This is a genomic window from Breznakia sp. PF5-3 (genome assembly GCF_029504745.1).
Classification (GTDB): domain Bacteria; phylum Bacillota_I; class Bacilli_A; order Erysipelotrichales; family Erysipelotrichaceae; genus Breznakia.
The window spans coordinates 13241-26655 of sequence record NZ_JAQFIQ010000009.1; the positions used below are offsets into that span (position 1 = coordinate 13241).

The window sequence follows — 13415 nt, forward strand, 5'->3', positions numbered from 1 at the left end:
CTGGAGGTTTTTATGAAAAAATTAGTTATAGTCGAATCACCTTCAAAATCAAAGACGATTGAGAAATATTTAGGAAAAGATTTTAATGTTATTTCTAGTAAAGGGCATATTCGAGATTTAGCCACTACTGGAAAAGGTGGGTTAGGAATTGATATTGAAAATGATTTCACCCCTACATACAAAATTAATAAAGATAAAAAAGATGTGGTCAAGGATTTGAAAGCATTGGCTAAAAAAAGTGATCAAGTATATTTGGCAAGTGACCCTGACCGTGAAGGAGAAGCTATTGCATGGCATTTAGCAAGTGAGCTTGGGTTAGATATGAACGATGAAAATCGTATTGTATTTAATGAAATTACGAAGCCAGCAATTTTGGAGGCTTTTGAACATCCAAGAGTAATTGATCAAGGATTGGTGCATTCTCAGGAAGCACGACGTATGGTAGATCGAATCATTGGTTTTAAATTATCAAAATTATTACAAAGTAAAATCAAGTCAAAATCAGCAGGTCGTGTACAATCTGTTGCTTTACGTATAATTGTTGAGCGAGAAAAAGAAATTCGTGCATTTAAAACAGAAGAGTATTGGACGATTGATGCAATAGTTAACAAAGAAAAGAATAAATTTATTGCGGAATTAAGAAAATACAAAGGCAAAAAAGCGAAAATTAAAAACAAAGAAGAAAGTGATGCAATCATTGCAGCTTGTTCGGATAAGTATCAAGTTACTAAGATTGAGAAAAAGGTAAAGAAAAAGCAACCAAAACTTCCGTTTATTACTTCAACATTACAACAAGAAGCTTCTACAAAATTGAACTTCAGTGCAAAAAAGACAATGCAAGTTGCTCAAAAATTGTATGAAGGTATCGAAGTTGGTACTGGCGTGGAAGGGTTGATATCTTATATGCGTACAGATTCAACAAGATTAAGTGATATGTTTGTAAGTGCTACTCTTTCTTATATAGATACGACATATGGAAAAAAATATGTTGGGCGTGCAAGACAGAAAAAGGTAGAAGGATCTCAAGATGCGCATGAAGCATGTCGTCCTACGGATATTAATCGAACACCAGAATCTGTCAAAACATATTTAACAAATGATCAATATCGTTTGTATAAATTGATTTATGCAAGAACGTTAGCATCATTGATGGCTCCTGCTGAAAGTGATAGTGTAAGTGCAACAATTGTTAATAATGAATGTGAATTTGGAGCGAATGGTAATGTATTAGCTTTTGATGGATACTTAAAAATTTATGGAGATTACGAGAGCAATAAAGATGAAATGTTGCCACCGCTTACTGAAGGTGAAGTGCTAGAAGATGTCACTTTGGAAGGAAAACAACATTTTACAGAACCACCAAAACGTTATAGTGAAGCACGATTAATCAAAGAGATGGAAGAGCAAGGTATTGGGCGTCCATCAACGTATGCTATGATAATTGATACACTGCAAGCACGTGGGTATGCAGAATTGAAAAAGCAAACAGAAACAGGGAAAACGAAAGTATTCTTCCCAACTGAACAAGGAGAACTCACGGATACAAAGTTACAAGAGTTTTTTGAAAGTTTGATTAATGTTAAATATACGGCTGCAATGGAAGAAGATTTAGATGATATTGCTGTTGGTAAAAAAGATATGGTAAAAGAGTTGCGCGATTTTTATAACCGATTTGAGCCTTTGCTTGAAAAAGCATATGATGAAATGGAAAAAATTGAAGCAGAGAAAACGGGTGAAAAATGTCCAGAATGTGGAAATGATTTAGTTATTCGTAATGGACGATATGGAAAATTTGTAGCGTGCAGTAATTATCCTGAATGTAAATATATCAAACAGGACGAAGCTGAAAAAATTGATGAAAAATGTCCGAATTGTGGTGGTCCACTAGTGAAGAAAAAAGGACGATTCGGAGAATTTTATGCTTGTGCAAACTATCCTGAATGTAAATATATAAAATCGGATCGAGAACCTCCACAGAAAACAGGAGAGATGTGTCCAGAATGCGGAAAAGAGTTAGTGAAACGAAAATCACGTTATGGAAAATATTTTATAGGGTGTAGTGGTTATCCTAAATGTCGCTACATAAAAAAAGAAGAAGATAAAAAGGATGATAAAGAAGAAAACAAAGAAGAGGAAAAATAATGAGCGAAGTAAAAGTAATTGGAGCAGGGTTAGCAGGTTGTGAAGCAGCTTGGCAGTTAGTTAATCGTGGGATTAAAGTAAAACTTTATGAAATGCGACCAAAGAAAATGACACCAGCTCATCAAACTGGTGATTTTGCAGAACTGGTATGCTCAAATTCATTACGATCTAATTCTTTAAACAATGCAGTTGGAATAATGAAAGAAGAGTTGAGAATTCTCAACTCTTTAGTCATTCTTGCAGCAGATGAGAATCAAGTTCCTGCTGGAAGTGCACTGGCAGTCGATCGTAATGGGTTTTCAAGGATGATTAGTGAAAAATTAAAACAACATCCTTTAGTAGAAGTTATAGAGGAAGAAATTACTTCAATTCCGGAAGGAAATGTAATTGTTGCTACAGGTCCATTAACTAGTGATGCATTGAGTACCCATATTCAATCACTATTTCATGAGGATAACTTTTATTTTTATGATGCAGCAGCACCAATTATTGAAAAAGATAGTATTGATTTTGATAAAGCATATTATAAGTCACGTTATGATAAAGGTGATGCAGATTATATAAATTGTCCAATGACTAAAGAAGAGTTTGATCAGTTCTATCAGGAACTGATTAATGCTGAAGTGGTTAAGCCAAAAGACTTTGAAGATGAGAAGTTTTTTGAAGGGTGCATGCCCTTTGAAGAGATAGCGCGTCGTGGTGAAAAGACACTCTTGTTTGGACCGATGAAACCAGTTGGTTTGGAAAAGGATACAGATCATCGACCATATGCGGTTGTTCAACTTCGCCAAGATGATGCAGCAGCTACACTATATAATATCGTTGGCTTTCAAACACATTTGAAATGGAGCGAGCAAAAACGCATTCTTTCTATGATTCCAGGATTGGAAAATTGTAATATCGTTCGTTATGGGGTTATGCATCGAAATTCTTATTTATGTGCGCCTAAATGTTTGAAACAAACATATCAATCAGTAGTTCGAGATAATTTATTTTTTGCAGGCCAGATGTGTGGTGTTGAAGGGTATGTAGAATCTTGTGCTAGTGGCTTAGTTGCTGGTGTTAACATGGCTCGATTGATAAAGGGTGAGAAATTAGTTGAGTTTCCGCCAACATCTACAATCGGTTCACAGGCATATTATATAACTCATACGAATCCAAATTATTTTCAACCAATGAATGCAAATTTTGGAATTATGGAGTTGAAGGAAAAAGTGAAAAAACGCGAACGCAAAGAAGCCTACGCAAAACAATCGATTGCAGTTATAAAGGAAATAAAGGAACACTATAATTTATGAGAGAATTAATGGAACGTTTTTTAAGCTATGTGCATCAAAGAAATTCAGGATCAACTCATACTTATGATGCTTATCAAAGAGACATTGAAGAATTTATTTGTTTCTTAGAGCAAGAGGGGGTTGCTAGTTTTGATGGTGTAGATCGTATCGTTGTGAGCAATTATATTGTTTATTTACGTAATCGATTTACGAAACAAGGCGCTTTGAAGAATAGTAGCATTTCAAGAAAACTTTCATCATTACGTTCCTTTTTTGCTTATTTAAATGAATATGTAGGAATCAGCAACAATCCGTTTCATTATATTAAAGCGCCAAAAAATACAAAGAAAATCCCAGAGTTTCTTTTTTATGACGAACTTGATCAATTACTAACATCTATTGATATTACTTCGGATGAAGGAATTCGTAATCGTGCTATGTTTGAACTTATGTATGCATGTGGATTGCGGGTAAGTGAAGTAGTTGATTTAAAAGTGGAAAATATTGATTTTGATGAAAATATTGTATTTGTTACAGGTAAAGGAGATAAGCAAAGAGTTATACCTTTTTATGAGGATGTAAACGAACTCTTACAAACATATTTATATAAAGTGAGAGTTAAATGGGTGAATAGTAATAAGGTAACTAATGTGTTTGTAAATCAGAGGGGGAATCCTCTGACTTCTAGGGGAATACAATATATCTTAAATAAGGAAGTTGATAAGAGTGGTTTGACAATGCGAGTACACCCACATATGATACGTCACAGTTTTGCGACACACTTGTTAGATAATGGAGCGGATCTTCGTATCGTCCAAGAACTATTAGGGCATTCATCTTTATCTACTACTCAAATATATGTTCATGTAACACAAGAAAGATTGAAAGAAACATATAATTATGCACATCCACGTTCAAAAATGAAGTAATATAGATGTTTTTTAGTGAAATATTGAAATTCGTAAATAACCATGGTATTATATAAAAGCGCGTTTGCGCAAATACACACATCATGGATTGGTTGATCCGTGCTCTAGCAGAAAGAAATCTAGCGATAATGGGTTATCAACTTTTGAAATGATGGAGGTTTAACGGAAAGTGAGGAAATATTATTATGGCAATCGTTTCTATGAGACAATTATTAGAAGCAGGTGTTCATTTCGGACATCAAACAAGAAAATGGAATCCAAAGATGAAACCATATATTTATGGTTCTAGAAATGGTGTTTACATCATTAATTTGGAGAAAACATTAACGCAAATTGACACTGCATATGCAGCGCTTAAGCAAATCGCTGAAAAAGGTGGAAAGGTTTTATTTGTTGGAACTAAAAAACAAGCACAAGGTACAATCGTTGAGGAAGCTTTACGTTCAGGAAGTTTCTACGTTAACCAAAGATGGCTTGGAGGATTATTAACAAACTATCGTACAATTCAAAAGCGTGTAAAACGTTTGGTTGAAATTGAAGAAATGGAATCAAGTGGATTGATTGATGTTTATACTAAAAAGGAACAAGCTCAATTCCGCAAGCAAAAAGCACGTTTGGAAAATTTCTTAGGTGGAATCAAGGAAATGAAAAAATTACCTGATGCTGTCTTTGTTATTGATCCAAGAGAAGAGCATAATGCAGTAGCGGAAGCAAAGAAACTTGGAATTCCTGTATTTGCGATGATTGATACAAATTGTGATCCAGAAGAAGTGGATTATCCAATTGCATCAAATGATGATGCAATGCGTTCTATTAAATTAATGGTAACACTAATGGCAGATGCAATTGTGGAAGCAAAAGGTGGATTGTTGTCTGTTGCACATAGTTGTGACAATGACACAGAAGTTGATGTAACAATGGCGGATGTAATTATTAATGTAGAAGAACAAATCGCAGAAAACGAGAGAAAAAGACGTCAAAGATATGAAGAAAGACGTGCTCGTTTCAATAAGCGTAACAATAGAAGAGATGGTGGAAGAGATGATCGCCGTCCAGCACCTCGTAGAGAGGAAAACACACCTAAAACTGATGAGGTGAAAAAAGAAGCTACAACTGAAGTTAAGGAAGCGAAAAGTGAAGTAGCACCAGAAGCAAAAGCTGAATAGTAAAAATAAAATATAACTGAGAAAGGAGTGTATTTATGAATATTACTGCTAGTATGGTAAAAGAACTAAGAGAAAAAACAGGCGCAGGGATGATGGACTGTAAAAAGGCCTTGATTGAATGCGATGGAGATATGGAAAAGGCAGTTGATTGGTTGCGTGAAAAAGGAATTGCAAAAGCAGCTAAGAAATCAGGAAGAATTGCCGCTGAAGGTTTAACACGTGTTGCTGTTGATGGGAACACAGGAGTTGTTTTTGAAGTGAATTCAGAAACAGATTTCGTTGCTAAAAACGAACAATTCATTGAATTGTTAGACAAAATACAAAAAGCGTTGCTGGCTCAAAAACCAGCTGATGCTGCAGCAGCTTTAGCAGTTGATGTGGATGGTGAAACACTAGAGACTACACTTGCTAACGCAACTGCTACAATAGGAGAAAGAATTTCATTCAGACGTCTTCAAGTAGTAGAAAAAAAGGATGATGAATTCTTTGGTAGCTATATGCATATGGGTGGGAAAATTTCTGCTCTTGCAGTATTAAAAGGTGGAAATGAAGAAGTTGCAAAAAATATTGCAATGCAAGTTGCTTCTATGGCTCCACAATTTATTTCTCGTGATCATATGCCACAAGAATTTATTGAACATGAAAAAGGAATTCAACTAGAAATTTTAAAGAATGATGAAAGTCTAAATTCAAAACCTGAAAATGTATTAAAAGGAATTGTTGAAGGAAGATTGTCAAAATCATTGCAAGATGTAAGTTTGATTGATCAAATTTACTTTAAAAACCCAGATTTAAAAGTTGCTCAATACTTAAAAGAATCTGGTGCAGAAGTTGTAACATTTGTTCGTTACGCAGTAGGTGAAGGAATCGAAAAACGTGAAGAAAACTTTGCTGAAGAAGTAATGAGTCAAGTTGCAGGAAAGTAAACCGCTTATCATAAGCGGTTTTTTTTAACTTTTACAAAGAAACGGTATTTACCGTAGAAATCCTAGTCTAAATCATGTATAATTTACTATGGATTAGAAATTAAAAATAAGGAAGGTTTAAAAATGTACAATCGTGTTCTATTAAAATTAAGTGGAGAAGCATTATCTTCTTCGGAAAACGCATTTGATCCAAAAGTTCTTTCGCAACTTGCGAGTGAATTGAAAGAAGTCCATGACTCTGGAGTTGACTTAGCTATTGTAGTGGGTGGTGGAAACTTTATTCGTGGTAAACTTGTTGAACAAATGGGAATTGATCGAGTACAAGCAGATTATATGGGAATGTTAGGTACTGTGATTAATGCGATTGCTGTACAAAACGCTCTAGAACAAATCGGTGTACCGACAAGAGTACAATCAGCTATTGAAATGCAAAAAGTTGCAGAGCCATTTATCGTTCGTAGAGCAATACGACATTTAGAAAAAGGTAGAGTAGTAATTTTTGGCGCAGGTACAGGATCTCCATACTTTTCTACTGATACAACTGCAGCATTACGGGCTTCAGAAATTAAAGCTGATGTAATTTTGATGGCTAAAAATGGAGTTGATGGAGTATATGATGCAGATCCTAAAAAGAATCCTAATGCAAAAAAATATGATAGGTTATCATATATGGATTTGTTAAATCAAGGATTGCAAGTTATGGATTCTACTGCTACAAGTATGTGTATGGATAATGATATAGATTTAATAGTATTCAATATGAATGAAAGAGGAAATATCTTGAAAGCAATTCAAGGGACAGCAAGCGGAACCGTAATTTCTAAGAAAGGAGAATAATTATGCAAGAAATTTTAAATACAACAAAATCAAAAATGGACAAAGCAATTGAAACATTGCGCCATAATTTAGTGGATATACGCACGGGGCGTGCCAATCCTGCAATCTTAGATCGGATTGAAGTGGATTATTATGGGTCGCCAACACCAATTAATCAAATGGCATCGATTCAGGTTGTGGAAGGTCGTCAATTGATGATTAAACCTTATGATAAATCTTTAGTCAAAGATATGGAAACAGCTATTAATACGAGTGATATTGGATTCCCTGTAATTAACGATGGAGATGTTTTGAGAATTAATATCCCAACATTAACAGAGGAGACTAGAAAATCATTAAGTAAAGATGCTTCGAAAATTGGTGAGGAAAGTAAGATTGCAATTCGTAACATTCGTCGAGATGCAAATGATATGGCTAAGAAGAGCAAAGAACTTACAGAGGATTTGAAAAAAGATGCTCAAGAGCGCATTCAAAAAATCACAGATGATTATGTGAAAAAAATTGATGACACTGTAAAAGAAAAGATTGATGAGATAATGTCAATCTAAAGCCAACCCACATATGTGGGTTTTCATTTAGGAGGATATCCAATGTTGAAACATGTAGCAATAATAATGGATGGTAATGGACGATGGGCGAAAGCTCATGGCTGGCAACGAACACGTGGTCATAAACAAGGTGCTGAGACAATTCGAACAATTGCTTTAGAAGCAAATGCTATGGGAATTGAAGCATTAACTTTATATGCTTTTAGTACGGAAAATTGGAAACGGCCACCAAAAGAAATTGAATATTTATGTAAATTGCCTAAAATGTTTTTTGACCGTTATATTAATGAATTGAATGAGAAAAATATTAAAGTTATGTATATTGGGGAATTGGAAAAATTCCCAACAGATACAGTAACTGTAATAAAGCGTGCAGTTGAAATGACGAAGCAAAATACAGGTTTAAAATTGGTGATTGCAATTAATTATGGATCAAGAAGAGAAATTGTTCTAGCTGCACAACATTATGCAGCTGATGTCATTGATGGAAAAGCTAGTTTAGAAATAGATGAAGATGGGTTTGCTCAATATTTGATGACAAAAGATTTGCCAGAAATTGATTTACTTATTCGTACGAGTGGAGAACAACGACTATCAAATTATTTGCTTTGGCAATTAGCATATAGCGAGTTCGCTTTTGTTGAGTATGCATGGCCTGAATTGAATGAAGAAAGGTTTCATGCGATAATAGAAGAGTTCAATACTCGCGATAGAAGATTTGGAGGCATTAAATGATAAAACGAATTATAACGGCATTGGCAATTATAGCTTGTGTAATTCCACCTTTAGTAATAGGTGGATACCTTTTATATGCTTTGATTGCTTTGGTGATAATTGTGGGAGGTTTTGAGTTGGTAAACCTTTTGGCAAGTCGTAAATTTTTATCCACACCATGGCTGTTTTTATGTTTTAGTATTGTTGTTTTAGCTGTTTTAGTTCCAGATAAATATAGTTTTTCAGTATTATCGATTTTGATTTTGATATTAATGGCAACGCCTGTTTTTTATAAAAAGATGACGAGTGAAGATTCATTCTATGTTATAGCATCCTGCTGTTTGTTATATATGTTAGGTGTTTCATTTTTACATATCTATAATTTTAATGAACTTTATATCTGGTATTTATTGTTAGCAACTTATGGTTGTGATACAGGTGCATACTTTGCAGGAAGCTTATTTGGGAAAACAAAATTAATCCCTTCTATTTCACCTAAAAAAACAGTTGAAGGAGCAATTGGAGGTTGGGTAGTTGGAGCTTTACTATCTTTGCTTTTTGCTTTGTTTATTATAAAAGATATGAATATGTTATTAATGATTTTAGGTTGTTTATGGTTACCAATAACTTCTCAAATTGGTGATTTATCTTTTTCAGCAATAAAAAGACATTTTCATGTGAAAGATTTTTCAAATATTTTTCCAGGCCATGGTGGTTTTATGGATCGCATTGATTCTTTAGTTTTTAACCTTATTGTATTATCATCTTTTATGGTATTAGTGCTATGAAAAAGATTATATTATTAGGTGCTACTGGTTCGATAGGAACACAGTGTTTGGATGTGGTGTTAGAACATTCGCAAACATATGAAATTATAGCAATGGCATGCGGAAAAAATATAGCAATGTTGGAAAAAATTATAAAATCTTATTCAATATGTAAAATATTCAGTGTAAAAGAGAAACAAGATGCTATTTATCTTAAAGGAAAATATCCGGATTGTGATTTCTATTATGGTATGGATGGGATAATGAAATTACTTGATTTTCCAGGTGATGTAGTGGTAAATGCATTGGTTGGTTTTATTGGTCTTGTACCGTCTTTAAAAACAATTGAAAATGGAATGGATCTTGCTTTAGCAAACAAAGAAAGTCTTGTAGTTGGTGGAGAATTAATTAAGAAGGCCTTAAATGAGTCTGAAGCTCATATGTATCCTATTGATTCTGAGCATTCAGCAATTTTTCAGTGTCTACAAGGAAATGATATAAAAAATGTAGAGCGTTTAATTATTAGTGCAAGCGGAGGAAGTTTCCGTGATTTGAATAGAGATGAGTTAAAAAATGTTACTGTAGAGCAAGCATTGAATCATCCAAATTGGTCAATGGGAGAGCGTATAACAATTGATAGTGCTACAATGATGAATAAAGGATTTGAAGTGATTGAAGCTTACTATTTATTTAACCTTCCTTTTGATAAAATAGATGTTATAATCAATACGGAAAGTATTGTACACTCTATGGTAGAATATATTGATAGAAGTGTCATTGCTCAATTAGGAAGTGCAGATATGAAGATTCCTATTCAATATGCATTATCTTATCCAAACCGGTTACCTTTGAAACAAAGTGAACCATTGGATTTATGCAAAATAGGATCATTACATTTTAAAGAAATGAATTTTGAACGCTATCCATTACTCGCATTAGCATTTGAAGCTGGTAAGCGTGGAGGAAATAGTGGAGCAATTTTAAATGCGGCTGATGAAGTAGCGGTTGAATTGTTTATTAATCACAAAATTAAATTTTTAGAAATAGAAGAATATATTTTTATGGCATATAAAAATATAGAATATATTGAGCATCCTACGATGAACGATATTATAAAAACCGATAAGGATACAAGAGCGTATCTTTATCAATTAGCGGAGGTTAGTTTATGAATATAATTTTACAAATTTTAAGTTTTGTAATTCTATTGGGAATTATTGTACTCATTCATGAGTTGGGACACTTTATAACGGCAAAACGTTTTGGTGTCTATTGTGGAGAGTTTTCAATCGGTATGGGTCCGGTTTTATTTAAGAAGCAAATTGGAGAGACTCAATATTCTTTGCGACTTTTACCAATTGGTGGTTTTGTTTCCATGGCTGGTGAAGAAGATGATACAAAGAAAGACGAAAACATTCCATTTGAAAGAACGATAAATGGAATTAAAACCTATAAAAAGGTTATCGTAATGCTAGCAGGTATTATTATGAATATTATTTTAGCTTGGGTAATTTTTATTGGTTTAAGCATGGCAAGTGGTGAAAGAGTATTACCAGCTGAAGCGGCAGTTGGTGATGTAGTGAAGGATAGCATTGCAGATGAGGCTGGATTCCAACCAGGGGATAAAATTACCAAGTTAACATTTGAAAATGGAGACAGTGTAAGTGTAGATACGTTTAGCGATGTTGTTACACAGATTAATTACAATCCTGGAGAAACTGTGTTCACAATTGAAAGAGATGGAAAGACACTAGATCTTACAGCTACACCAGAATATAATAAACAATCAAAAACATACCTAGTTGGTATCTATGGACCTAAGTCTAAAGTTGAAAAGATATCTATAGGAGAATCTTTTGTTTATGGTACAGAAGATATGGTATCTTCATCAACTGCATTGTTTGATTCTCTAGGAAGAATTTTTCAAGGAAAAAACCTTGATCAATTAAGTGGACCTGTTGGAATTTTCCAAGTAAGTGCACAGGCTGCCGAAAGTGGACTCTCTGTTTATTTACGGTTGTTGGCAATCCTTTCTATCAATATTGGTGTCATGAATGCATTACCACTTCCGATTTTGGATGGTGGACGTGTACTAATTACAATAATTGAAAAAATTCGAGGACGTAAACTGAATGAACAGTTAATGAATACGTTAATGTGGGGTGGCGTTCTTGTTTTGATTGCGCTTATGGTATATGCAACCTTTAATGATGTATTAAAATTATTCTAAAAAGGATACAAATGTATTCTTTTTTTGGTTAGGTATTTTTGTTTCAATTCTTATAAATCTGTACTAAAATATAGAAAGGTGATAAATATGATAAACGAAAGAATAAATGAATTAAGAAAACTAATGAAATTAAATGAAGTGGATTTGTACTATATTCCAACTAGTGATTACCATAATAGTGAATATGTTGGATCACATTTTCAAGCTCGTGAATATATGAGTGGCTTTACAGGTTCAGCAGGGGTGATGATTGTTACTTTAAATCAAGCTTGTTTATGGAGTGATGGACGTTATTACATTCAAGCAGAAGAACAAATTAAAGGAACTGAAATCATTTTCAAAAAACAAGGTGAAGTTGGTGTGGAAACGCCATTTGAATTTGTTCGAAGTCAAATACATGAAGGGTTTACTATTGCATTTGATGGTAAAACCGTTTCTGCACAATTAGGAAAACAATTCGAAAGCTTGGTTAAGAATAATCATGGGAAAGTATTGCATGATGTAGATTTTGTTGGTGATATATGGAAAGAACGCCCAAATCTAGAGATAAAAAAAGCATTTATATTGGATAAAAAATATGTTGGTGAAACAACGAAGGCAAAGATTTCAAAATTGCGTGAAAAATTACATACCTATAGAGTTGCAAACCATTTAATTACAAGTTTAGATGATATTGCATATTTGCTAAACATTCGTGGACGTGATATTCCATCAACACCAGTAATTCTATCTTATTTATTAGTAACAGATGATGCGGTAAAATTTTATGTTAATAAAGATAAATTATCATTGGAAGTATTGGAATATCTTTCTATAAACAATATTGAAGTTAAACCTTATGCTGATGCGTATGAAGATATTAATAAGATTCAAGGGTCTATTTTAATTGATCCTGAAATCGTGAATTTTTCATTGTATAAAGGAATTTCTTCTTCTGTTCAAATCATTGAACAAGAAAACCCTACTATTATGATGAAGGCAATAAAAAATGCAGTTGAAATAGAAAACTTAAGAATTGCTCATATCAAAGATGGTGTCGCAATTACCAAGTTTATGTATTGGTTGAAAAAGAATATTGGAACTATGGAAATGGACGAAGTTTCAGTTGCTGATAAATTAACTGAATTACGTGCTGAGCAATTACATTATATAGAACCTAGTTTCGATACAATTAGTGCCTACAATGCGAATGCTGCTATGATGCACTATCATGCTACGGATGATCACAAAAGTAATTTGAAAGCAGAAGGATTATTACTTGTTGATTCTGGCGGACAATATTTAAATGGAACTACCGATATCACAAGAACCTTTGCCTTGGGAAAAGTTGATGCAGTGTGGAAACGAGATTTCACATTGGTTTTACGAGGCATGAGCACATTATCAAGGGCAAAATTTTTGACAGGATGTTCAGGTATTAATTTAGATATTTTAGCTCGCCAACCTTTATGGAATATTGGTATTGATTATCGTTGTGGAACAGGGCATGGAGTAGGTTTTGTTTTAGGTGTTCATGAAGGTCCACATGGAATTCGTTGGCGGAAATCATACCGTAAAGAAGATACTCCATTATACCCTGGTATGGTAGTTACAAATGAACCAGGTGTCTATCAAGAGGGAAGTCATGGAATTCGCATTGAAAACGAGTTGATTGTGAAAAAAGATGAGTCTAATGAATATGGACAATTTTTAAGTTTTGAAACAATTACGTTTGCTCCAATTGATTTAGATATGATTGATGTATCTTTTTTAGACGATGAATCAAAAAGTTGGTTAAATGATTACCACAAACAAGTCTTTGAAAAAGTCAGTCCATATTTAACGACTGAAGAAACTACATGGTTGAAAGAATATACTAAAGCGATATAGGAGGTAATGT

12 protein-coding genes are annotated in these 13415 nt (G+C 33.7%); all 12 read left to right on the plus strand.

Annotated features, from left to right (window positions below; genetic code table 11):
* Window positions 1–12 precede the first annotated feature (12 nt).
* Window positions 13–2142, plus strand: a complete 2130-nt coding sequence (topA, locus tag M2475_RS03390; RefSeq protein ID WP_277489582.1) for a type I DNA topoisomerase — start codon at window positions 13–15, stop codon at window positions 2140–2142.
* Window positions 2142–3440 (plus strand): methylenetetrahydrofolate--tRNA-(uracil(54)-C(5))-methyltransferase (FADH(2)-oxidizing) TrmFO, encoded by a 1299-nt coding sequence (trmFO, locus tag M2475_RS03395; RefSeq protein WP_277489583.1) that lies wholly within the window; start codon window positions 2142–2144, stop codon window positions 3438–3440. The genes topA and trmFO overlap by 1 nt, the downstream gene beginning before the upstream one ends.
* An 8-nt stretch (window positions 3441–3448) precedes the next feature.
* Window positions 3449–4348: a tyrosine recombinase XerC gene (xerC, locus tag M2475_RS03400; protein WP_277489584.1), complete on the plus strand. Its 900-nt coding sequence runs from the start codon at window positions 3449–3451 to the stop codon at window positions 4346–4348.
* A gap of 185 nt (window positions 4349–4533) precedes the next feature.
* Window positions 4534–5514: a 30S ribosomal protein S2 gene (gene rpsB, locus M2475_RS03405; protein WP_277489585.1), complete on the plus strand. Its 981-nt coding sequence runs from the start codon at window positions 4534–4536 to the stop codon at window positions 5512–5514.
* A 35-nt stretch (window positions 5515–5549) separates the two neighbouring features.
* On the plus strand, window positions 5550–6440 hold the full coding sequence (gene tsf, locus M2475_RS03410) for a translation elongation factor Ts (protein ID WP_277489586.1): 891 nt from the start codon (window positions 5550–5552) through the stop codon (window positions 6438–6440).
* A gap of 123 nt (window positions 6441–6563) precedes the next feature.
* The gene (pyrH, locus tag M2475_RS03415) at window positions 6564–7277 is read left to right on the plus strand and encodes a UMP kinase (RefSeq protein WP_277489587.1); all 714 of its coding nucleotides are present in this window, start codon (window positions 6564–6566) and stop codon (window positions 7275–7277) included.
* Between the two features lie 2 nt (window positions 7278–7279).
* On the plus strand, window positions 7280–7825 hold the full coding sequence (gene frr, locus M2475_RS03420) for a ribosome recycling factor (protein ID WP_277489588.1): 546 nt from the start codon (window positions 7280–7282) through the stop codon (window positions 7823–7825).
* Window positions 7826–7867: 42 nt separating this feature from the next.
* Window positions 7868–8560 carry an isoprenyl transferase gene (locus tag M2475_RS03425; protein ID WP_277489589.1) on the plus strand — a complete coding sequence of 231 codons (693 nt, stop codon included), beginning with the start codon at window positions 7868–7870 and terminating at the stop codon, window positions 8558–8560.
* Window positions 8557–9327 (plus strand): phosphatidate cytidylyltransferase, encoded by a 771-nt coding sequence (locus tag M2475_RS03430; protein ID WP_277489590.1) that lies wholly within the window; start codon window positions 8557–8559, stop codon window positions 9325–9327. Before M2475_RS03425 ends, M2475_RS03430 begins: the two co-directional genes overlap by 4 nt.
* Window positions 9324–10478: a 1-deoxy-D-xylulose-5-phosphate reductoisomerase gene (gene dxr / locus M2475_RS03435; RefSeq protein WP_277489592.1), complete on the plus strand. Its 1155-nt coding sequence runs from the start codon at window positions 9324–9326 to the stop codon at window positions 10476–10478. The genes M2475_RS03430 and dxr overlap by 4 nt, the downstream gene beginning before the upstream one ends.
* Complete coding sequence (rseP, locus tag M2475_RS03440; RefSeq protein WP_277489593.1) at window positions 10475–11536, plus strand: RIP metalloprotease RseP; 1062 nt, start codon at window positions 10475–10477, stop codon at window positions 11534–11536. The genes dxr and rseP overlap by 4 nt, the downstream gene beginning before the upstream one ends.
* Window positions 11537–11623: 87 nt before the next feature.
* Entirely contained in the window at window positions 11624–13405 is a 1782-nt protein-coding gene (locus M2475_RS03445; protein WP_277489595.1) for an aminopeptidase P family protein, read from the plus strand.
* The last annotated feature ends 10 nt before the right edge of the window (window positions 13406–13415 follow it).